We start from the raw sequence: 21,584 nt of genomic DNA, 5'->3' as shown, positions 1-21,584 counted from the left end.
TTTATAATTACTGGGTTATTGCATGGCTCGGTTTTCCGTCATTGCGAGAAGAATTACGTAGTAATTCGACGAAGCAATCCAGTAAAAAATTCTGATTTACAGAATTTTTTTATTATTTTTCTGGATTGCCACGCAGCCTACGGCTGCTCGCAATGACGGGGTGGTATCCACATTGGCAACACCTCGCAGGAATTAAACGGTTTCAGTTTCATCAGCCTTAGCATCACCTAAAGCCTGAGCCTCATCCACCGGTTCACCAAATGTTATTCGATTAGATATATATTCATAACTAATAGTTGGACCGTCAAAAATGTTTCTTATCTCAGTGTAGTCAACAATTAAGCTACGTAAGCCATTAGATAAAACTACATCATTGTTAAGTTTTAAAATACCTTCCTGATTAGTAGGTTCAAGGTCTTTATTTTGTATTATTAATGGTTCATTTCTGTAAGGAATGTAAATATTCAATGCATTTGCACCTGCACCTGTTGGCATTACTGTAACTAATTTATTATCAGTATCAACAGGTGATATATTGACGGAGTCTATTTGATATGAGGTTTTTGACATATAATTTCTCCTTATATTAATTTAATATGAGAAAAATATATAAAATAATATTTTAGAAAAAAATAATTTTTTAATAATTAATTAATAGCCCGTATTTTTTAAGATATTTATTAATTATAGTTATTATTTCCTCTAAACCGTTTTTACTAGCTGATTCAGCCCTTGCAACTATAATAGATTCGGTATTAGAGCTACGTAGTAACCACCAACCATGCTCAGTATTTACCCGTACACCGTCTATATCATTAAACTCTATTTTCTCTTCTAATAATTTTTCTTTAATCTCTTTAATAATTTGTAATTTTAACTCTGAAGAAACAAAAATTTTAATTTCCGGTGTACTATAGCTTTTCGGTAAATCTTCTATTATTTCATCTAGCGTTTTATCCGATTTGCTAAGTAAATCTAAAAATCTAAGGGCTGCATAAATTGCGTCATCAAAGCCAAAATATTTATCGGCAAAGAATATATGCCCGCTCATTTCACCGGCGAGTAAAGCCTTTGTCTCAAGCATTTTGCTTTTAATAAAAGGGTGACCTGTTCGCCATATTATAGGATTCCCGCCAAATGACCTAATTCTATCAACTATTAACTGACTGGCTTTTACATCGACTATTATGGTAGCATTAGGGGTTTCTTGTAAAATATCCTCAGCAAATATACATAAAATTTGATCACCGAATAATATCTTACCGCTTCCGCTTACAATACCGATTCTATCACCGTCACCGTCAAAAGCTATACCAAGGTCACAATTTTGTTCTTTAACTAATTTAATTAGCTCTTGTAAATTAGCAGGGTTGGTAGGATCAGGATGATAACTTGGAAAATTCCCGTCAATCTTACTATTTATGATTATATTCTTGTTTGAGAGATACTTTTTAAGTTCTTCAATAATATCGCCGGTTGCTCCGTTACCGGAGTCCCAAGCTACTTTTAATTTAGGATTAATGCTTATTCCGTCTAAAATATTTTTTAGGTATTTAGATTGTATGTCGTAAGGAGCTGTTGTCATCCCGCGGCTTGACCGCGGGATCCAGTTAATATCGCTATGGATACCGTGGTCAAGCCACGGTATGACATTAATCCTCATCAATAACTCCTGTATCTGATCACCGAAAAAAGATTTGCCGTTTTGCAGCATTTTAAAGCCGTTATCGTCACGCGGGTTATGCGATCCCGTAACCATAATACTACCGGCAGGCATAAAGTGTTTATCGGCAAAATATAATACAGGAGTTGGAACTACGCCAATATTTATGATTTCAGCTCCTGAATCGGTTAGTCCTAACTCTAAAGCTTTACAAAGGGCAGGGGAGCTGAGCCGACCGTCTAAACCAACACAGATTTTGCTATTATCTTTTGTTATAGTCATCTCAGCGAAACAAAAGCCGATTTTATAAGCTACTTCTTCTGTTAAATCCTTAAGGCTATTGCCTCTTATATCATAAGCTCTAAAAATTTCTTTGTTAATTTGCATAAAAAACCCTTTATGTCATTCCTAGCTAAAAGCGGGAATCTAGTACGTTGCTTTGTCATCCCGTGGCTTGACCACGGGATCCAGTAAAATTATTAATATCATAAGCTGTTTTTATGGACCCCGTGGTCAAGCCACGGGGTGACAACCTAGCACGGGATGACACATAGTCTAAAAACTAAAGCTTTCACCTAAATACACTTCCTTAACTTTTTTGCTGTTTGCTATTTCCTTAGCACTTCCTTCTAATAATACTTTACCCTCAAAAATAACGTAAGCACGGTCGACTATATCTAGAGTATCACGTACGTTATGGTCGGTAATTAATATGCCTATATTAAACTCACGTAAATAAGTAATTAGATTTTTGATATCGGAAATAGCAAGCGGGTCAATACCGGCAAGCGGTTCATCAAGCATGATAAATTTAGGCTCTATTGCAAGTGAACGTGCAATCTCAAGCCTACGCCTTTCACCGCCTGATAAGCTAGCAGCGGATAAATCTTTTAAATGAACTATCGAAAATTTCTCTAGTAAATTATGGGTTTTTTGTTCAACTACTTCCTTATCATTTTCAGATATCTCAACTACAGCCTTAATATTATCCTCAACTGATAATCCCCGAAAAATTGAAGGTTCTTGAAGAAGATAGCCGATTCCAAGCCTTGCTCGTAAATAAATAGGTAGGTTGGTAATATTTATATCGTTTAAAAGTAATTGCCCTGAGTCCGGTTTCATTAAACCGATAATAATGTTAAAACAAGTTGTTTTACCGGCTCCGTTCGGACCGAATAAACCAACTATCTCTCCTTGTTTTATATTCAGAGATATATCAGTTAATATATTCCTTTTTTTGTAGGATTTTGATATATTTTTAACTTGTAAGCTGTCCATCTTTTTTATTTTTTGTTTGTTGCTCTTTATGTCATTCCTGCGAAAGCAGGAATCTAGAAAAAATTTTAAAGGTTATAGAAGCTTTTATAATTTATTTTATTATTATTTGGATTCCTGCTTTCGCAGGAATGACATAAAGAGGATTTTTCAATACATAAAGCTATTTCTTAACAATATCTACATAATAGATTAGTTTATTAGTTTTTAAGACATTATCATCACGCTGTAATATTACATTACCGAGTAGAATAAGTTGCTTGTCATCAAAAAAATATTTAGCACTATCTGCAAGTAATAATTCATTATTTATTTTTCTTTCTACAGTCAATTTGGTCGGAATAACTATATAATCAATAGTTTGTTTATCATCTATTGTTTTATAAAAAATATATAATTCTTTCGTTCTAAGTATCGCATTATCGAAGTAAACAACAACATTTCCAAGATATTCTGCTTTTTGTTTGATTCTATCAATAATTAAAGTATCAGATGTTATATGTAAATTTGAAATATTTTTATCATTAGCATATATAGATATACTAATTGTAGAGACATTGCCTTTAAAAATTATAATATTATTTTCATCCTTCGTATTAAAACTATCTGAAGTAATTGAAGAGTTTTTATAAAGTAATTTAGCAGAGGAGTTGCCGGTTATATTCTTATTTACTAAATCAATACTTGCATCGTTAGTGTTAAATATGATCTCATCAAAAAAAAGTTTTACATCGTTTTTTAAATCTAATATGTTTGATTCTTCATCTAAAAAGCCTTCTTTCGCATTGATAATAAGAGTTTGGTCTTGATTTACGTTATAAATAGCATTTATTATATCTAGTTTATATTTGTTATCCGACTCTTTTATAGCTCGCTCAGTTTTAATTTTATACGCATTTAAATTTTTATTTACTCCTTCAAAAATTGAATCTTTCAATATAATATTATATTTTAAATCAAAATTTTTAGTATCTTTTAAACTTTTTTTTGTAACGTTAATATCATTTTCTTCATTAATATAACCGCTTTTAATTAATATATATCCTATATACAAAATTCCAACTATTATTAAAAGATATACAGATTTCCAAATTTTTTTTCGCCGTTTATAAGAAGAAGGCATAGATTTCAGCTAACTCCCATGCGTAGTAAATCATGAATATGAATAATGCCTATGATAATATTATCATCAACAATCGGTATATTAGTGATATTCTTGGCTTTCATTAAATTTAAAGCCTCTTTTGCAAATATTTCCGATGAGATATGAATAGGGTTTTTGGTCATAATGCTTGATGCTGTTTTTAAGTGAATTTGATCGTTAATATGACGACGTAAATCCCCGTCGGTTATAATCCCTATCAAATTTTGGTTTTTATCCGTGACAAGTGTACAACCTAAACGTTTTTTATTCATAATAATTATAGTTTCGGCAAAGGAAGTATCTTCATATACTAAAGGTATTTCATCACCGCTACGCATTAGGTTTTTAATTTTTGTTAAATTAGCACCGATTGTACCTCCCGGATGATAAATTTTAAAATCATCTTTAGTAAAGCCTCGTTTTTCATGTATAACAGTCATTAAAGCATCACCTAGTGATAACATTATTAAAGATGATATAGTAGGAGCTCCAATTACAGAAGCTTCCGGATATTCAGGTACTATTAATAAAAAATCGCTTCTTTTAGCTAAAGTGGAATTTTTATTCATTGTCATTGCAGCAATTTTTATGGAAGAGTTCTTGCAATATTCAATTATATTAAATAGCTCTTTAGTTTCACCGGAATTAGATAGCATAATTACTAGATCATTTCTGGTCACCATACCTAAATCGCCGTGACTTGCCTCTGCTGTATGTAAATAAAAAGCAGGCATACCGGTTGAAGAAAAGCTAGCAGCTATTTTTCTTGCAATATAACCGCTTTTGCCTATGCCGGTTAGGATTATCCGTCCTTTGAAAGATAGTAAAAATTCTATAATTCTGTTAAAGTCTTCAGGGATATTTTCAGATAATTTTTCTAAAGCACTTGCTTCACTAGAAATAACCCTCTTTGCGATGATTTGGTAATTATTTGTGTGGTTCATTGTTATTATTGGCTTTGTACTTATGTCATCCCCGCGTAGGCGGGGATCCAGAAAAATAAGTATAAAACAGCAAATTTTTGCAGTTAAAAGCTCGATTTATCTCGCTTTATGCTGGATTCCCGCCGTTGCTGGAATGACATTTAATTAAAATACTTACGTTCTGTAATTACTTCAGCAGTTTCAGCATTATTATCTTCATTCCAAGCTCGTTTTTTACTAGAATCACGTCGCTCAGGTTCTGAATTTTCCTTAGCATTATTAACATTATTTTTTGGCTTTGGATTATTTGAAGATTTATCCTTATCGGCATTTTTAATAGTTAGTTTTGCTTTGCCTTTATTATCAAAGCCTATCAGCTTAACTTTTACTATATCGCCTTGTTTTAAAACACTGCTAACCGTTTCTATTCTTTCTTCTGAAATTTCACTAATATGAACAAAGCCGTCTTTATTACCTAAATAATTAATAAAAGCACCGGAATCTAAGACTTTCATTACCGTACCGTTAAATATTTCACCGATTTCAGGTTCAACGGCAATAGCTTTAATTTTATCTAAAGCGACTTTTAGCTTATCTCTATCTGAAGCATAAACAGAAACGCTGCCGTCATCGCTTATATCTATTTTAGCACCGCTAGTTTCACAAATTTCCTTTATTACTTTACCGCCCGGTCCTATAATATCTCTAATTTTATCCTTATCTATTTTTATAGTAGTAGTAGAAGGAGCATTTTTACTTAGTTCGCTATTTGGTTTACTAATAACTTTATTCATTTGCTCAAGTATATGCAAACGACCGAGTCGTGCTTGCTCTAAAGCTACTTTCATTATTTTAAAATCTACTCCGGATATTTTGATATCCATTTGTAATGCAGTAATCCCTTCACTAGTTCCTGCAACCTTAAAGTCCATATCACCGAAATAATCTTCATCTCCAAGAATGTCGGATAATACCGCAAATTTTTTGCCTTCCTTAACAAGCCCCATAGCAATACCCGCAACCGGTGCTTTTATCGGTACGCCGGCATACATTAAAGCAAGAGAACTACCGCAAACTGTTGCCATTGAAGAAGAACCGTTAGACTCCGTAGTTTCAGCAACTACTCTAATAGAATAAGGAAATTGTATCTTATTAGGTAATATTGGATTAATAGCACGCCATGCGAGTTTACCGTGTCCGACTTCACGACGACTAGGTGCTTTCATCGGCATTGCTTCATTTACAGAGTAGGGCGGAAAAATATAATTAAGCATAAAACGTTCTTTATACTCACCCTCTAAACTGTCAACTATCTGCTCATCTAAACTAGTACCGAATGTAGTACTAACTAAGCTTTGCGTCTCGCCTCTAGTAAATAAAGCTGAACCGTGTGCGGAAGGTAATAAACCTATTTCACAAGCAATTTGTCTTATATCCGTGGTACTTCTTCCATCGATACGTCTATTTTTTTCTAAAATCTCGTTACGTAATATATCTGATTCAATAGATTTTAAAGCCGATTCGATTTGATAATTACTATATTTTTTATTTTCTATGTCGCTTACAAAATGTGTAAGAACTTTTTCAGGTATTAAATCTAAATTAGTACTACGTTCCTGTTTAGATTTAATCGCAAAAGCTTGTTCAATTTCTTTTACAAATAACTTCTCAATTTCTTTCTTTAATGAGGCAGGGTATAAATCTTGCATTTCAAGCTTTGGTTTTTTAGCTTCTTCTGCTAGTTCTTTAATTATCTTTATTACCGGCTGGAAGCTTTCAAATCCAAATTTTACGGCTTCTAACATTTGTTCTTCAGCGAGTAAATGAGCTTCCGATTCAACCATCATTACTGAACCTGATGTTCCTGCAACTACTAAATCAAGCTGACTTGTTTTTAATAATTCAAGTGTCGGATTTAAAACAAATTCACCATTGATTAAACCGACTTTACTTGCAGCAACTATTTCTAGATAAGGAGCAGGGGATAGGCTAAGGGCAGCCGATGCACCAATAATTGCAAGTATATCTACCGGGGTTTCAGGATCATATGAAAGAACACTGCAAGTTACATGCGTTTCATTCACAAAAGCCGGATGAAATAATGGTCTAATCGGTCTATCTATTAAACGAGATACTAAAACTTCTCTATCTGATGCTTTTCCCTCACGTTTAAAAAATCCTCCGGGGATTTTACCAGCAGCATACGCCATTTCTCTATAATTAATCGTTAAAGGAAAAAAGCCGATACCTTCTTTTGCTTTTTTAGCTACTACTGCTGTACATAATAAAACGGAATTACCCATTTTTACCTTAACTGCTCCGTCAGCTTGCCTTGCTATCTTACCTGTACTAAGCTCAAGAACTTTCCCGTTCCATGTAACACTCTTAGTTATTTCGTTAAACATCTATTTATCTCATTTCATAATTTATATTGTATTCAAAGTGTCATCCCGTGGTCAAGCCACGGGATGACAGTCGTAGTATGACATTTGTACTACTTAATCTTTCTAATTCCTAGCTTACTTATTAAATCTAAATATTCGCTAACATTATTCTTTTTAATATAGTTAAGTAATCTACGACGGCGTCCGACTAAAATTAATAATCCACGTCTTGAAGTATGATCTTTATGGTTAGATTTAAAATGCTCGGTTAAATTGTTGATTCTTTCAGTTAAGATAGCACATTGCACCGCACTTGAACCGGTATCATTTTCCGTTATAGCATATTCTTTAATTAATTGTTGTTTACGTTCTTGTGTAATCGACATCGATAATTTCTCCTTAAATATATAGACTTCCAGTTTTAAAAGAATTCTATGGTGTTAAATTAAATACTCGTAAAGAATTAAAGCAACTCTTGTTTAAGCTACCTATTGCAAGCAGAGTGCCTTTATAGCGAACCCATAAAAGACTAATTTCTTTTTCATAATTAAATAAACATTTCTGTCCGTATTTAATTTGCTGTGCTTGGCTGTCAGTTGCATCAAGAACCAGGATGTCGTCCAGTATTGCTTCTATCTTTATGCTTTTTTCCTCTAGGAAATTTTTGGTAATTTCGTCAGGTGATTTAATTCGGATAGCATTTTCTTCTTTAAATATTCCAACCTGAGTACGGCGTAATTCTATCACAAATCCTAAACTTTGCAAGGACAATGCCAAATCTTCTGCTAAAGTCCTTATATAAGTACCTTTTGAGCATTCCGTATAGTATGTAGCGGTAGCATTTTTCTCATCAAAATTTAAACATTTTAGATTATAAATAGTTATATTTCGTGGCTTTAATTCTACTTCTTTCCCCTCTCTAGCCAATTTATAAGCTCTTACACCGTTAACTTTAAGAGCAGAAAAAGCTGGCGGTATTTGTGTTACGTTACCGATAAATTTAGAACATACGGCATAAGCCTCTTCTTGAGAAGGGATATAATCCTTCGTTGCTATTACTTTACCGGTATAATCGCCGCTATCGGTTTGTAGTCCGAATTTTACGGTAAAAATATAGGTTTTTCTAGCATCAATTAGCAGCTGTATTAGCTTTGTAGCTTCACCTACGGCAAGGGGTAGTATCCCTTCCGCTTCAACATCTAAAGTACCGGCATGTCCTACCTTAACTTCTTTACCGAGTATTTTTTTTACCATGCTAACCAGTTTAGCAGAACTTATACCTCTTGGTTTATAAATATTTAACCAATAACTATTCATTAATATACTCCCATAAAATGAAGGGTTGATAACTTAAAATTTTTTCGTCATTGCGAGAAGACATTGTCGCGTGGATCAATTTCACCTCTGTCATCCCGTGGCTTGACCACGGGATCCAGTTAAAATACTAAAATTATTAGTATTTGTTTATTATTTTTATGGACCCCGTGGTCAAGCCACGGGGTGACACAGTGGATTTTACCAGTCCACGCAACAATGCCTTGCGAGAAGAATTACGAAGTAATCGACGAAGCAATGACGATATCAACTCTTTTTAGTTAATACCTCAAATTAAACGAGTATATCCTTGACTTAAGTTTAGAAAAACTTTAATATATAATTCTAGCCAATAGCAAGATATAGGTTAGACCAAATAATGACGATTAACTCCAGTAATATAGAAAATCCTCCCTCTAAAATCAATAGCCGTTTTTCCAAACTTACCGATTATATCTGGCCTATAAAACGCCACGAAGTTTCTAAATTTTTATTCATCACCTTATTAATGTTCTGTATTTTATTTATCCAAAATCTAATCAGAGCTTTAAAAGATAGTATTGTTACTACTATGATAGGTGCCGAGACTATCTCATTTTTGAAGTTTTGGGGAGTGATGCCGTCAGCTTTCTTAATGACTGCTATCTATGTAAAACTCGTTAATAGGATGAAAGCAGAGAATATATTTTATCTTATTATATCAATTTTTTTGGCATTCTTTGCACTATTTGCTTATGTTATTTTTCCAAATCATGAAATACTGCATTTAAGCCCTGTAACCGTTCAAAATTTAACGGCAAGTTTACCTAATTTAAAATGGTTTATATTGCTTTTATCAAAATGGAGTTTTTCACTATTTTATATAATTGCTGAATTATGGCCAAACGTAGTTTTTGCATTACTTTTTTGGCAGTTTGTTAATAATATTACTACCGTGGAAGAATCTAAAAGATTTTATCCGTTATTCGGTCTACTTAGTCAAACAGGTATTTATTTAGCAGGGCAGTTTTTAGAAAATTTAAGTAATATTAATGATTACGTAACTAATAAATTTGCATTGCAATCGTCTTTTCATACACTTTCTATACAAATTATACTAACTATAGTATTAATTTTAGGCATAATAGCTATTAAAACTTTTTGGCTGCTTAATCATAAAGTACTAGATAAAGAGCATATGGCGTTACTCAAATTTAAAGCAAAGAAAAAATCTATGACTATTGCCGAAAGTTTTCAGATGATTCTATCGTCAAGGCATATTAGATTAATTGCAACTTTACTTATCTGCTATGGCATTGCCATTAATTTAGTAGAAGGTCCTTGGAAAGCAGCAGCTACTAAAATTTATAAAACTCCAACCGAATATGCAGCTTTTATAGGAAGTTATTTGAGCTACACCGGAGTATTTACTATTTTATTTGTCGTACTTGGTTCAAATATAGTTAGAAGACTTGGCTGGTTTACAGCGGCTGTTATCACACCTTTAATAGTTTTTATTACCGGTATATTATTTTTTGCTGTTAATAACTTTGAAGGATTTGCCGGTTTAATAATAGCAAATTTTATTCTAACCGATCCTGCTTTAATTGCTATAACAATAGGTGCTATTCAAAATGTGCTTAGTAAATCAAGCAAATATACCTTATTTGATTCAACAAAAGAAATGGCTTATGTCCCTTTAGATCCGGAAATAAAAATAAAAGGTAAAGCTGCTGCCGACGTGATAGGTACAAAACTCGGTAAATCCGGTAGTGCATTTTTACAATCATTGGTATTTATAATATTACCTTCCGCTAGTTATCAATCTATTTCCATCTGTTTAATGATTATATTTATAATTACTTGCTTAACTTGGCTTTGGGCAACTAAAGAACTCAATAAAGAATATAAAAATTCTATTAAATTTTCTCAATAATAATATCAGTTTTTTCTTGATATTACTAAAATCTCTATATACTATCTTTGACATTATAACACAAACTGCTATTTATATCATTCCTGCGAAAGCAGGAATCCAGCATAAAGCGAGATAAATCGAGCTTTTAATTTAAAAATCTAATGTGTTTAGATTTTTTAGTGTCTGGATTCCCGCTTTCGCGGGAATGACATCGGTACCAACGAAGAGTCTTCATTACTTAACAGTTTATGCTAATTAATTTTTGGTTAAATTAGAGGTTTTATGAGCAAAGATAGTGATAATCCTGGATATGAAAGTGGATATGAGTCAGACACCGAAGAAAAAAAACAAGAGCAAGCTGTTCCTGCTCAACCTATTAGTAGTACTGCAAGTAAAGACGGTAACCCCGATATAAGTGAGTTTGATCCTTTAGCAAATAAGGAATATACAGAAGAACAAAAGCAAAAATTAGAACAAGAGCAAAAAGAGTATTTTTCTCAAACTACACCCCAAGAACTAGAAGCTGATGATGGTTTTAGCTTTACTCATGCATCTTCTACTCAATCTACTCCTTCAATCAGTAGCTTATCGGGCAGTATTTCCCCTGACGGTCAGACATCAGACCCAATAACCAAGGCTGTAAGAGAAACAATTATACAACCACAAAAAGATGAGATAGCAGAACAAATATTAAAAGACCTAGCAGCCCTTGCAGACCGTGATTTAGCTAAACAAAAAAGAAAAGAAATAGAAGAGGAAAAAGAAAAAGATAAAACATTAAGTGCTTTTTTCCGTAATCCGGCTAATAGAAAATTTATTGATAAGGCTTTAGAAAGTCCTGAACTTAAAAAGAAATTAGAATCAATAGAAATAGCTGGCTATAAAAATGTTCTCTCAACATATAGTGCCGCTAATGGATATCAGGGTGGATTTAAGCCCGTACAGTGGGAAAACCAAATAAGTGCAAGCGATCTTAGAGCCACGGTAGTTAGAAATGATGCAGGCGATAAACTCTGTACCTTAAATGAAACAACTGTTAAAACTAAGCCTTTTACTGTAGCTAAACAAGACGGTACTCAGGTTCAAATCAGTTCATACAGAGAAATAGATTTTCCTATAAAACTTGATAAAGCCGATGGGTCGATGCATTTGTCGATGGTAGCATTAAAAGCTGATGGCACAAAGCCCTCTAAAGATAAAGCAGTATATTTTACTGCTCACTACGAAGAAGGACCAAACGGTAAACCTCAACTTAAAGAAATAAGCTCACCGAAACCTTTAAAATTTGCCGGAGACGGACCGGATGCGGTAGCTTATATTGAGCATGGCGGAGAAATTTATACACTTGCGGTAACACGCAGTAAATATAAAGAAATGATGAAAGAGGTAGAACTAAACCAAGGGCAGAGCGTTGATTTATCACAAACTATAGCTGAAGATTTAACAAAGTTACAAGGTCGATCTCAGGAAACACCACAACCAATAATAACTCCGAATCAAGAATTAAAATCATCTATTGAAACGCCTACCACTACACAAGTACCGCCAATTACTACTGCCAACCAACCACTGCAACCTGAGACTTCACAAATGCCACAGCCGCAACAAGTGAATCCAAACCTCCTTAATGCAGCTACAGCTTTATCAGGCAGCATGCAAGATTTATTAAATTATGTAAATGCAGGTTTAACAAAAGAAAAAGACGGTAATAAACAAATTGATTTAATTAACGAAGCAGCCGCGGCAATTCTTAATAATGAGAATGAAAAGCAGGCTAATATCATTGCTTTAACTGAAAATACGGTCAATAATAACGACCTCACACCGGATACAAAAGTAGCTGGAGTAAATGCGGTATTAGAAACCATAAAAAATGATCAGAATACTCCAGACCTAGAAAAATCAAAAATGCTTGAAGCTACAGTAGCTATAGCTTTAAATTCAGAGAATCTTGAACCGAAGCAAAAACAGCAGATGTTAGAAAAGGCAGTAGATGTCGGTTTAAGTCTTAAAGATGATGCAAGTAGAGCTGCGGCAATTGACGGTATTACGGATACTGTAATAAAAAGTAATCTTTCTACTGAAGATAAAGGGACAATGCTTATAGCAGTAGGTGATAAGGTTAATGCCTCTGAATTAAGCAATGCAGAAAAACAAAAATTATTAGGTTCTGTATTAAAGAAAGGTGTAGAAGCCCAAGTTCTCAGTCCGGAACAACAACAATTGATGCAGCAGAATTTAGATAAGATTACAGCAGAACAAACTAAAAATGCCCAAATAACAGAGGTACAAGGTATTTTAGCTAACCCTGCATTTAATACTATCGCTAAAACTGAGGCAATACAAAATGTTACTACAAAGGTTTTAGATAGTCCGATTAAAGCAGAAATAAAAGGTGAAACGCTCGAAAGTATTACTAAGGTAGTTGCTGAGAGTCCTTTGAACGGTCAAGATAAAGCAGACATTGTTAAAGGTATGGGAGAAGCTATAGCTAGTCATGAAACTATGGCACCTACAGAAAAGATTTCTGCTATAGAATCCGTAGAAAAAGGGGTAGCCGAAAGTATAACAGATTTGGAAGATAAAAAGTTAATGACTAAAAGGTTAGTAGATGGCATTTATGAAGGCAAAGCAAATCCTGAAATAACTTCTGAAATGACTAAAGCTGTTTCTAGAGGGATTGATAAAAGTACTGCTATATCGGAAGATAAACAACCTCTTAAAGATGCAGCGAGTGAGGCAGCTTTAGATAGAGAAACTCAAAATTTAACTGAAGGGTTAAAAGGACAGGAACCTAAGCCTCGCGATGATATATATAACAAAGCCCAAGATGTAGCTGATGCATTAAAAAATGTTATTACCCCTGTTTTAGATGCTCATCCTGAAAAACGTGAAGTCTCAGAAGAAGAAGTTGTGAAAAAAACTTCCAGTATATTAAATGATATCTCTAAGCTTGCAATTGAGAAAGTCAATAATTTTCGTGCTATGCTCTCTCCAGATGGTAATCTTAAAACTCTTGAAGAAAAAAAAGCTGAATCAACAAAAAAAGTAGATGAGCTGGTAAAGGAATTTGGTACTAAATCTTCTACTGAAGAACAGCAAAGTTTCATTAAAGCTAATTTAATTGATGATAAAACTTTATCTAAAGAGGTACGTTTACAAACTATAGATAAGTTATTACAAGAACAAGCCCAAAAACGAGCAGAAGCAATTGAAAACCCTAGTGTTAAAACGGAAGATGTAAGGGTAGTATCAGGACAGTCTGAATTAAAACCTATAAGTAAAGATGAGCCGGATATTGAAAAAGCTAAAATGGTAGTAGGAAGCGATAGAGTTAATATCAAAGATAATATAAAAATTATGGGAGCATTAATGAATGCAAGAGATAGCATTATTCAGTCGGAAAATTTAAATAAATCAATACCTATTAAAAAAGAGTCTTCCTTTCCGCCACGCTAATCAAGATTTGTATGCTGTATTGTTATAAGGGCAAGCAATGTCATTCCTGCGAAGCATTGTTACGTGGATCGGTTTACCTCTATCAATCCCGTGGCTTGTCCACGGTATGACACCGAATGCGTTTTGTGGTCCACGCAACAATACCTTTCTGCGAAAGCAGGAAGCATGTTTTTTATATGGTTATTTTATCAATTAAGGTTGCTTTTTCTAGATTCCCGCTTTCGCGGGAATGACATTGAGAGAGTTCCACAAAGCTGCTTTTAGCTAAGAAATAATTATAGAGACTATTTGGTCGAAGCTTGTTCCCTATAATGAGGGTCACAAAAGCATAAATTAAATATTTTACGAGCTAGCTTTTAGCTTATCTTTTCCGGCTAAACATTTTACTAGATTATTAACGGCTTGTTGTTCTTCCGTGCTATTAATTTTCATAAAATTTCTTGAAACTTCAATGCACATACGTTGATGTTGAGTATGTACATGCTGCGGTTTATTAGCTTCTTCTAAACCTTCAAAGAAATAATCAATATTCCTATCTAAAGCTTCTGCGATTAGTACTAGCCTTCCTACAGAAATTCTATTAATTGCTTTTTCGTATTTTTGTAATTGTTGATGAGTAACATCAATTACTTCAGCAAGTTGTTGACGAGACAACCCCTTAGCTAATCTTAAAGAATAAATTTTCTTACCTATAAAACTATCGATTTTTTGTATAATATCGTTTTTTCTACCCATTATCTTCTCCTTGGTTACTAATTATGTCTATATTTAAAAATTTTCTTTGAACAAAAATGATATTATCCTATATTATTATAAAACATGTGGTTATTAATAATTTTATACCATTAAACTTATCCAATTGTAAGTAGAAATAATACCATGAATTAATATTATAAGCAACTAGTAAAATAACATTTTTTAAGTTTTTTGTAATCATTTGGTAAATAATTATTAAAGAATCGTACAAAATTATTTCTTATCAAATAAAAATATCATAAGAACTTTAAAATTATTTTGTTAACAGTCCTATAAATTACATTATAAAAAAAATAAAATTTTAGTGTATTATAGAAAAATATAAAATTAATGCAAGGGAAAATTTCATTTCTATATTAATATTTCAAATCGGGGGTGGGGTGTAGTTTCATTTTAATTATAAATTAATTATTTACAGCGAACTTATTTAAGGTTAAATATAAAATTAATAATAACAACTTAGCTTTTATAATGAGAAAAATTTTTAATTGTCTTTACGTAGCCTTATTTAGAACAATAGAAGATGATGGCGTTGAACATTCAGGATATATGTCATTCATGATACTTTTATCTATTTTCCCTTTCCTAGTATTCTTATTAGCTTTAACAAGCTTTTTAGGAGCTTCAGAACTTGGTCAAAATTTTATACAAATTTTTCTAGAGAGTCTTCCGGAACAAGCAATGGAATCAATAGAAAAGAGAATACGAGAATTACTAAGTGCTCCTCCTCAAAGTTTAATGAATCTTGCCATAGTAGGCAGTATTTGGACTGCTTCTTCTTTTGTAGAATGTTTAAGGACTATTTTAAATCGTGTATATCAAATAAAATCTCCCCCCCCTTATATAAGAAGAAGATTACTTAGTATTATACAGTTTCTTATAATTAGTGCCTTGATTACCTTTACTATGTTTCTTTTAGTGGTAATTCCAATATTATTTACAAAAATTCCGATAATATTAGAGACCATTGAAAAATATAAGATCATTTTAAATTTTATAAGATATTCTTTAATTTTAATTTTATTATTTTTAGGTGCCTCATCTTTGTATTATATATTACCTAATGTAAAACTAAATTTTATCGATGTATTTCCAGGGGCTTTATTAACTGTGATATTATGGGTAATAAGCGGCTATTTGCTTTCAACATATATAGTCTATTATAATCAACTAAATCTAATGTATGGTTCCCTTGGTAGTATAATAGTTACATTAATATTTTTCTATATTATAAATATGATATTTATCTATGGTGCGGAATTTAATTATCTAATGAAAAATTATGAAAATATAGAGTGAAGTGCGGCTTAAAGCACTTCATAAGTATTTAATTTTATAAAAATAAAATACTTAATTGAAACAATTTCGGCAGTTTTATATTTAAAACTTTATATCAATCTTTATTTTAGTTGTAAAAAAACAATTATTTTTTAGTTTTTAGGTTTTACGAACAAAATACAAATTATTTAAAAAACTCCGGTTTAAATAACATAAAGCTATCCTGAGATGATGTAGGTAATGGAGTTAAATTATATTGCGGATCGGAAGCGTTCCCATAAATTTTTTCTATTTTTTGGAGCGAACTTGGAGATTTTAAAGCCAACAATATTGATTTTAAAATAGTAAAAATTGCTATATACGGATCGGTTTCAGGAGAAGATAAGCGATGTTCTAAACGTTTGGGAAAAGAATTCGGAATTCGTACGGCTACGCTTCTATTATTTCCACCGTATGATATATGCGTAGGAGCCATAAATTTTTTATTTATCCGTGAATAATCTAGAGTAGTCGGCATAAAAGCAAGTAGGGTGTCTAACATATAGTGACATAACCCTTGTGCTGCTAAAATTATATAATAATCATTAAACTCGGAATTAAAATTAATATGAAAATGCATACTATTACCATAATCATCCAAAAACGGCTTAGGAGAAAAATCTATATAACCGTTTAACTGCTGTGCCATTTTTTTTAAAATAGTTTTAACCTCTAATATATTTTTTATATATTGTATTAGGTTTACAGAAGGAGGAAGATCTATTTCAAATTGATTATTGCCTTTTTCTTTTTTTATTTTAGAAATTTTAAATCTAGCTAAGTATTTTCTTGAAAGTATTTCAAATTTAGCTATATCAATATTGTGACTTAAATAAAACTCTATTTCTACGCCGATAATAGGGATTAGGTTATAGTCTTGATGAAATTGTGCTATTATTTTTTCTAGCTGTTTATTTTTTTGTAGACGACCGGATAAAGTATTAATAAAACTATTATAATTAATATGGGGTATTTTCATGGAAGGATTAATAAACGGATCAGTTTATTATAAAATTTTTGATAAAACATTCAATAATTCAAGTCATAGATATATAAAAAAAAATAACTCTATAAATGAAACAGAAATAGTTGAAAACAAAAAATCTATTACTACTTATTTTAAAGCACAAGATATTTTAATTTTAAATCAAGTACATGGCAATCAAATTGTTAATGCTGATGAGTCCATAATAGCAGTACCTGAAGCAGATGGAAGCATTACAACTAAGAAAAATTTAGTATTAGCGGTACAATCGGCAGATTGTGTACCGGTATTACTTGCAAGCGGCGACGGTAAAATAATCGGAGCGGCACATGCGGGTTGGAAAGGAAGTATAAATAATATTATTAGTAATATAGTTACTAAAATGATAGAAAAAGGAGCAAAGAATTTAATAGCAATTATAGGCCCTGCTATAGCTCAAAGTTCATATGAGGTTGATGATGAATATTATAAAGCTTTCTTAAGTAAAGATATTAACAATAAACAGTTTTTTATAAACTCGATAAAAGAAAATCATTATATGTTTGATTTACCTAGCTTTGTAGAGTCAAAGCTTAAAGAAGCCGGTGTTAAAGATATAAAAAATATCGGTGAAGATACTTACACAAATCCGTTAAAATACCCAAGTAAAAGACGCTCATATCATTTGCAAGAACCTTATAATCAGAATATATTATCAGCTATCGTAATTAAATAACGGCATTGCTAAATAAATTACTCGATGTCATTCCCGCGTAGTCGGGAATCCAGGATAAAGCGAGATAAATCGAGCTTTTAAAAAGCTTTATAAGCACTGGATTCCCGACTACGCGGGAATGACATCGGAAGACCAAACTACACCATAAAACAACTTTATTTAGCAATGCAAAAATAACTCTTCATTTATCCGGAGTATATTAATGAATCAAGAGAAACATTACTATCAAATAGTTTATGCACCAAACGATTTTTTTAAAAAACAAGCAGAATATATAGACATTGTTGATGATAATATTCGTACTATTGTCGACAAAATGCTTCAGACTTTACATATAGAAAGGGCAGTAGGCTTGGGGGCTAATATGGTAGGAATATTAAAGCGTATAGCGGTAGTTGACCTACATGAAAATAATAAATCATCGCCTATAGTTTTTATTAACCCGGAAATAACTTATTTTTCGGAAGAAAAACAAACTTTTATTGAGGGTTCTTTATCATTTCCAGGCATTGAAGCATCTATTACACGATCAAAAGCAATCAAGGTAAAATATCTTGATTATAACGGTAATAAACAAGAGCTAGAAGCAGAAGGCTTTTTAGCAACTGTAATTCAGCATGAAATAGATTATTTAAACGGCAAAACTTTCTTAGATTATGTATCAAAACTTAAGCGTGATACACTCCTTAAAAAGATGCTAAAGCATATCAAACTCCATCCTACACATATTCACGGTAGCGGTTGTAGGCATTAAAGTTTTTGACATTTGAATTTAAAATATGTTATAATTAACTAGTTAATTATATGAAAAACGCAATTACAGCCTTTGATGCTAAAACACATTTTTCTAAGTTATTAGACCGTGCTAGTAAAGGCGAAGAAATTTTAATTACTAAGAGGTAAAGCTGCTGCAAAAATTGTTCCTATTGATTCTCATAATAATATTGAGATTGCAAACATTGCAGCTCTTAGACTTCGGAAACTTGCAAAAGAAATTAATTTACAACCATCGGATTTAGAAGTATGGCTAAATTACAGAAATGAGGGTAAAAAGTAAAAAATGGTCTCTTTTGTTTTAGATTCTTCAATAGCTTTATCATGGCTTATGCCGGATGAAGTAGCAAGCTTGGATATACTAGATAAAACCATAACGGAAGGAACAATCGTCCCTTCTATTTGGGGACTTGAGATTGGAAATGTATTATTATGTGCAGAGCGTGCAAAACGTCTTACTTCCAATCAACGCCACCAAGAAATTTATACTTTAAAAGATATTTACATCAAAGTTGATCAAATAACCCTAGAGCACACATGGTTTGAAACAATGGATTTAGCGTTGCAGTATGGATTAACACTTTATGATGCTAGCTATTTAGAGTTAGCATTACGCTGTGGGTTACCAATAGCAACCCTTGATAAATCCTTAAAACAAGCAAGTAAAGCTGCCGGGATAGTAGTGTTGTGATTACATCTTTACAAGTCGTAGCCACGCTTCCCAGTCACGTTTGCCTAAATCTTCTTCAAACGATAATAAGTCTTTTACCGTCTGCTTACATATTTCTACGGAAGGAGTTATAATCTCTTGTTCTTTTGTGGAATTTAGCAAACATTGTGTTTTACAAGCTTGTTCTAAATGGTAAGTATAAAACATAGCTTCATGAATAGTTTTGCCGCAGGTAATAGCACCGTGATTACGAAGTAACATCACATAATTCTGTTTAAGATCAGTAACAAGTCTACTACTCTGTTTGTCGGCATCTAGTACTAGAGAATTATAATCATGATATGATATTCTGTCGTAAAAATGTAATGCCCATTGACTGAGCGGTAAAAGCCCGCATTTTAAAGCAGAAACTGCTATGCTTGCGGGAGTATGATAATGAAAAACGGCAGAAATATCAGGGCGTGCTTTATAAATACTACTATGAATAAAGTAACCGGTTTTATTATATTGATATTCTTCCCCTTCTAAAATTTTTCCGTCTAAACTAACTTTTAAAAGATTCTCCGTAGTTACTTCTTCAAACCTTAGTCCAAAAGGATAAATATAGTAAAAATCGGCATTTTTAGGTCTTGCGGATAGATGCGTATAAGTATGATCATCCAGCGATAAATACGCCATTATTCGGTAAGCGGCAGCTAAATTATATTTTATATCCATAACTGTTAAAATCTATATTGGTTTTATGTCATTCTTGCGTGGATCAATTTCACCTCTGTCATCCCGTGGTCAAGCCACGGGATGACAACAAAAAAGTATGGATTCCCGCTTTTAGCTAGAATGACATAGGAGCTGTGCAACAAATCTCCAAAAGCTATTTAAAGGGAGAGTATAGTTCTTCTGCTGTTTCTATCGTCGCTTCTTTAGGGGTTTTTATACATTCTTATAAATATTTTTTATCTAAATACGGTGCTAGATTATAATTTAATACATAACATTGTAAATTATCTTTCTTACCGCTAAAATTAAATTCAATTTTATTTCCTTGCTTCAATAGCTTTTTAATTTCTGTCGTTTGCTGGATAAAATTCTTTTGTTCTAAGCTTAAGTGTTTGATTCTTAATATATTTTTTACTACGGAAAACGTAGAAACAGCAAGAAGCAGAAGGAATATAAATAATTCTTTATTACTTTGCTTATTTAAGAAAATACTATTTTTAACATATGAAGCTGCAATCATTCCGATAGCTATAACATAACATCCAAGGTATCTAAGTAATGAGGCTCCTCTAATTGCCTCCTCATAGCTAAAGTTAAAGAAATATAAATATAATCGCCACAAGGCAAAAATTATAAAACAAGCAAACATACTTATCAGAAAAAATTTATATTCTTTTAGCAAATCCGGTTTATATTTACGAATTCCGTACCATGCTGCTATACAAATAGTATATACAACTAAACTTCCTTCTTTTACTAAGAATAACAAGAGAAATTTACCGTAATTTAGTAATAATGCTCTATGCTGTTCATTAAAATTTTCAACAATATATATTAAATTGCTAAAACTATGTTCGCCTCTGTCAAAAAAATCATGAGTATTTTTAAAATAACTCATCCAAATAAAATTACACAAAATTGGTAAGGTAAGTAGTATCAGATATATAATATAATCACTTGATTTTTTAGGTTTTTTATAGAAAATTGTATAATGAGCTATAAGAATTATCGAAGCAAAACTAGCAAACCATGTTCCAATTTCTCGGAAAGAGGCCAACAATATCGTAATAGGTAAAATAAGCAATAATGCTTTTTTCTTGTCTTCCTCAAGTATATAAATCGTAAAAATAGCTCCAAACATTAAGCCGATGGTGCTGTCGTTATATATAGAGCGAATTCCGGTTGTATATAATACTACGCTGCAAAGTAACAGTGTGAACAACACACCGGTTTGCCACAATTTCTTATTTGCGGCTAAAGGAGCTAGAAATGCTAAATGTAATAAGAAATGTGCAAATAATACGTTACCGTCCGAATAACCTGAAAGTGAAAGCAGGAAGTAATGATAAACTGCAGCACCTCTTGGATAATGGGCATGAGTAGTAATAATGGAAGTTAACTAAGACTGATTCTCAAAAACACCGAAATATAACAATTCTTTAGTAAATATCCCCCAGTGCGAGAAATCATCATAAGCATGCAGCGATGCCTCTCTTGTATAAAGAAAAAATATGAAGATTAGTAAAGCGAATATGATGATTTCAATTATATTTTTTCTGGATTCCCGCTTTCGCGGGAATGACATAAAAGA

At 32.3% G+C, this 21,584-nt stretch carries 18 protein-coding genes and 6 pseudogenes; 9 read left to right on the top strand and 15 right to left on the bottom strand.

All coding sequences use genetic code 11. The features are described 5' to 3' along the window. Window positions 1-31 precede the first annotated feature (31 nt). The 8 genes and pseudogenes from AC5587_RS04940 to AC5587_RS04905 all read right to left on the bottom strand — a co-directional run. Window positions 32-134, bottom strand: a pseudogene (locus AC5587_RS04940) (lytic transglycosylase domain-containing protein); the annotation flags it as partial. A gap of 58 nt (window positions 135-192) precedes the next feature. Next, complete coding sequence (locus tag AC5587_RS04935) at window positions 193-570, bottom strand: hypothetical protein (RefSeq protein ID WP_499161978.1); 378 nt, start codon at window positions 568-570, stop codon at window positions 193-195. 70 nt (window positions 571-640) lie between these two features. After that, window positions 641-1,567, bottom strand: a pseudogene (locus AC5587_RS04930) (phosphomannomutase/phosphoglucomutase); the annotation flags it as partial. 87 nt (window positions 1,568-1,654) lie between these two features. Continuing rightward, window positions 1,655-2,050 (bottom strand): annotated as a pseudogene (locus AC5587_RS04925) (phosphomannomutase/phosphoglucomutase); the annotation flags it as partial. A 168-nt stretch (window positions 2,051-2,218) separates the two neighbouring features. Then, entirely contained in the window at window positions 2,219-2,941 is a 723-nt protein-coding gene (gene lptB / locus AC5587_RS04920) for an LPS export ABC transporter ATP-binding protein (protein ID WP_499161976.1), read from the bottom strand. Between the two features lie 160 nt (window positions 2,942-3,101). Beyond that, entirely contained in the window at window positions 3,102-3,509 is a 408-nt protein-coding gene (locus AC5587_RS04915) for an LptA/OstA family protein (protein ID WP_499162996.1), read from the bottom strand. Continuing rightward, a pseudogene (gene lptC / locus AC5587_RS04910) lies at window positions 3,483-4,061 on the bottom strand (LPS export ABC transporter periplasmic protein LptC); the annotation flags it as partial. The pseudogene lptC and the gene AC5587_RS04915, both read right to left, overlap by 27 nt. A 5-nt stretch (window positions 4,062-4,066) precedes the next feature. Continuing rightward, on the bottom strand, window positions 4,067-5,026 hold the full coding sequence (locus AC5587_RS04905; protein WP_499161974.1) for a KpsF/GutQ family sugar-phosphate isomerase: 960 nt from the start codon (window positions 5,024-5,026) through the stop codon (window positions 4,067-4,069). Window positions 5,027-5,048: 22 nt separating this feature from the next. On the opposite strand from AC5587_RS04905, the gene AC5587_RS04900 reads away from it, so the two are divergent. Beyond that, a complete protein-coding gene (locus AC5587_RS04900) occupies window positions 5,049-5,174 on the top strand; it encodes a hypothetical protein (RefSeq protein WP_410526539.1) in 126 nt (41 codons plus the stop codon). Here the strand turns inward: AC5587_RS04900 and pnp are convergent. From pnp to truB, 3 genes are all read right to left on the bottom strand, one after another. Beyond that, window positions 5,167-7,410: a polyribonucleotide nucleotidyltransferase gene (gene pnp, locus AC5587_RS04895; protein WP_499161972.1), complete on the bottom strand. Its 2,244-nt coding sequence runs from the start codon at window positions 7,408-7,410 to the stop codon at window positions 5,167-5,169. The genes AC5587_RS04900 and pnp overlap by 8 nt on opposite strands. A gap of 89 nt (window positions 7,411-7,499) precedes the next feature. After that, window positions 7,500-7,775: a 30S ribosomal protein S15 gene (rpsO, locus tag AC5587_RS04890; protein WP_410526541.1), complete on the bottom strand. Its 276-nt coding sequence runs from the start codon at window positions 7,773-7,775 to the stop codon at window positions 7,500-7,502. A gap of 46 nt (window positions 7,776-7,821) precedes the next feature. Then, the gene (gene truB / locus AC5587_RS04885) at window positions 7,822-8,706 is read right to left on the bottom strand and encodes a tRNA pseudouridine(55) synthase TruB (protein WP_410526542.1); all 885 of its coding nucleotides are present in this window, start codon (window positions 8,704-8,706) and stop codon (window positions 7,822-7,824) included. 376 nt (window positions 8,707-9,082) lie between these two features. Here truB and tlc4 point away from each other — a divergent pair, with 376 nt between their 5' ends. From tlc4 to AC5587_RS04870, 3 genes are all read left to right on the top strand, one after another. Next, window positions 9,083-10,618, top strand: a complete 1,536-nt coding sequence (gene tlc4 / locus AC5587_RS04880) for an NTP/NDP exchange transporter Tlc4 (RefSeq protein WP_499161969.1) — start codon at window positions 9,083-9,085, stop codon at window positions 10,616-10,618. Between the two features lie 264 nt (window positions 10,619-10,882). Next, the gene (locus AC5587_RS04875) at window positions 10,883-14,059 is read left to right on the top strand and encodes a Sca4 family spreading effector (protein ID WP_499161967.1); all 3,177 of its coding nucleotides are present in this window, start codon (window positions 10,883-10,885) and stop codon (window positions 14,057-14,059) included. A gap of 37 nt (window positions 14,060-14,096) precedes the next feature. Further along, window positions 14,097-14,255 carry a hypothetical protein gene (locus tag AC5587_RS04870; protein ID WP_499161965.1) on the top strand — a complete coding sequence of 53 codons (159 nt, stop codon included), beginning with the start codon at window positions 14,097-14,099 and terminating at the stop codon, window positions 14,253-14,255. A 146-nt stretch (window positions 14,256-14,401) separates the two neighbouring features. Here AC5587_RS04870 and AC5587_RS04865 read toward each other — a convergent pair whose 3' ends face one another. Then, complete coding sequence (locus AC5587_RS04865) at window positions 14,402-14,794, bottom strand: helix-turn-helix domain-containing protein (RefSeq protein ID WP_499161963.1); 393 nt, start codon at window positions 14,792-14,794, stop codon at window positions 14,402-14,404. A gap of 492 nt (window positions 14,795-15,286) precedes the next feature. Between AC5587_RS04865 and AC5587_RS04860 the strand changes: the two genes are divergently transcribed. Further along, window positions 15,287-16,114 (top strand): YihY/virulence factor BrkB family protein, encoded by an 828-nt coding sequence (locus AC5587_RS04860; protein WP_499161961.1) that lies wholly within the window; start codon window positions 15,287-15,289, stop codon window positions 16,112-16,114. A gap of 163 nt (window positions 16,115-16,277) precedes the next feature. On the opposite strand, the gene AC5587_RS04855 is transcribed toward AC5587_RS04860, so the two are convergent. Next, entirely contained in the window at window positions 16,278-17,111 is an 834-nt protein-coding gene (locus tag AC5587_RS04855; RefSeq protein ID WP_499161959.1) for a type I glutamate--ammonia ligase, read from the bottom strand. On the opposite strand from AC5587_RS04855, the gene pgeF reads away from it, so the two are divergent. From pgeF to AC5587_RS04835, 4 genes and pseudogenes are all read left to right on the top strand, one after another. Next, the gene (gene pgeF, locus AC5587_RS04850) at window positions 17,110-17,832 is read left to right on the top strand and encodes a peptidoglycan editing factor PgeF (RefSeq protein WP_499161957.1); all 723 of its coding nucleotides are present in this window, start codon (window positions 17,110-17,112) and stop codon (window positions 17,830-17,832) included. The two genes, AC5587_RS04855 and pgeF, sit on opposite strands and share 2 nt — an antisense overlap. A gap of 202 nt (window positions 17,833-18,034) precedes the next feature. After that, the gene (def, locus tag AC5587_RS04845; RefSeq protein WP_499161955.1) at window positions 18,035-18,586 is read left to right on the top strand and encodes a peptide deformylase; all 552 of its coding nucleotides are present in this window, start codon (window positions 18,035-18,037) and stop codon (window positions 18,584-18,586) included. Window positions 18,587-18,636: 50 nt separating this feature from the next. Further along, window positions 18,637-18,889 (top strand): annotated as a pseudogene (locus tag AC5587_RS04840) (type II toxin-antitoxin system Phd/YefM family antitoxin). A 3-nt stretch (window positions 18,890-18,892) separates the two neighbouring features. After that, window positions 18,893-19,297, top strand: a complete 405-nt coding sequence (locus AC5587_RS04835) for a type II toxin-antitoxin system VapC family toxin (RefSeq protein WP_499161953.1) — start codon at window positions 18,893-18,895, stop codon at window positions 19,295-19,297. Here AC5587_RS04835 and AC5587_RS04830 read toward each other — a convergent pair whose 3' ends face one another. Together AC5587_RS04830 and AC5587_RS04825 are read right to left on the bottom strand one after the other, a co-directional pair. Continuing rightward, complete coding sequence (locus AC5587_RS04830; protein WP_499161951.1) at window positions 19,298-19,993, bottom strand: class II aldolase/adducin family protein; 696 nt, start codon at window positions 19,991-19,993, stop codon at window positions 19,298-19,300. A 154-nt stretch (window positions 19,994-20,147) separates the two neighbouring features. Beyond that, window positions 20,148-21,584, bottom strand: a pseudogene (locus AC5587_RS04825) (hypothetical protein); the annotation flags it as partial.

Source organism: Rickettsia endosymbiont of Hedychridium roseum (genome assembly GCF_964028255.1).
Classification (GTDB): domain Bacteria; phylum Pseudomonadota; class Alphaproteobacteria; order Rickettsiales; family Rickettsiaceae; genus Rickettsia; species Rickettsia asembonensis.
The sequence above is the reverse complement of the archived record's forward strand: the minus strand, read 5'-3'. Positions and strand labels throughout refer to the sequence as shown.

What these genes read in the sequence shown, in the direction of transcription:
- AC5587_RS04935 (WP_499161978.1), bottom strand. Translation starts at nt 570, where the DNA reads ATGTCAAAAACCTCATATCAAATAGACTCCGTCAATATATCACCTGTT.
- lptB (WP_499161976.1), bottom strand. Translation starts at nt 2,941, where the DNA reads ATGGACAGCTTACAAGTTAAAAATATATCAAAATCCTACAAAAAAAGG.
- AC5587_RS04905 (WP_499161974.1), bottom strand. Translation starts at nt 5,026, where the DNA reads ATGAACCACACAAATAATTACCAAATCATCGCAAAGAGGGTTATTTCT.
- AC5587_RS04900 (WP_410526539.1), top strand. Translation starts at nt 5,049, where the DNA reads ATGTCATCCCCGCGTAGGCGGGGATCCAGAAAAATAAGTATAAAACAG.
- pnp (WP_499161972.1), bottom strand. Translation starts at nt 7,410, where the DNA reads ATGTTTAACGAAATAACTAAGAGTGTTACATGGAACGGGAAAGTTCTT.
- rpsO (WP_410526541.1), bottom strand. Translation starts at nt 7,775, where the DNA reads ATGTCGATTACACAAGAACGTAAACAACAATTAATTAAAGAATATGCT.
- truB (WP_410526542.1), bottom strand. Translation starts at nt 8,706, where the DNA reads ATGAATAGTTATTGGTTAAATATTTATAAACCAAGAGGTATAAGTTCT.
- tlc4 (WP_499161969.1), top strand. Translation starts at nt 9,083, where the DNA reads ATGACGATTAACTCCAGTAATATAGAAAATCCTCCCTCTAAAATCAAT.
- AC5587_RS04875 (WP_499161967.1), top strand. Translation starts at nt 10,883, where the DNA reads ATGAGCAAAGATAGTGATAATCCTGGATATGAAAGTGGATATGAGTCA.
- AC5587_RS04870 (WP_499161965.1), top strand. Translation starts at nt 14,097, where the DNA reads ATGTCATTCCTGCGAAGCATTGTTACGTGGATCGGTTTACCTCTATCA.
- AC5587_RS04865 (WP_499161963.1), bottom strand. Translation starts at nt 14,794, where the DNA reads ATGGGTAGAAAAAACGATATTATACAAAAAATCGATAGTTTTATAGGT.
- AC5587_RS04860 (WP_499161961.1), top strand. Translation starts at nt 15,287, where the DNA reads ATGAGAAAAATTTTTAATTGTCTTTACGTAGCCTTATTTAGAACAATA.
- pgeF (WP_499161957.1), top strand. Translation starts at nt 17,110, where the DNA reads ATGGAAGGATTAATAAACGGATCAGTTTATTATAAAATTTTTGATAAA.
- AC5587_RS04855 (WP_499161959.1), bottom strand. Translation starts at nt 17,111, where the DNA reads ATGAAAATACCCCATATTAATTATAATAGTTTTATTAATACTTTATCC.
- def (WP_499161955.1), top strand. Translation starts at nt 18,035, where the DNA reads ATGAATCAAGAGAAACATTACTATCAAATAGTTTATGCACCAAACGAT.
- AC5587_RS04835 (WP_499161953.1), top strand. Translation starts at nt 18,893, where the DNA reads ATGGTCTCTTTTGTTTTAGATTCTTCAATAGCTTTATCATGGCTTATG.
- AC5587_RS04830 (WP_499161951.1), bottom strand. Translation starts at nt 19,993, where the DNA reads ATGGATATAAAATATAATTTAGCTGCCGCTTACCGAATAATGGCGTAT.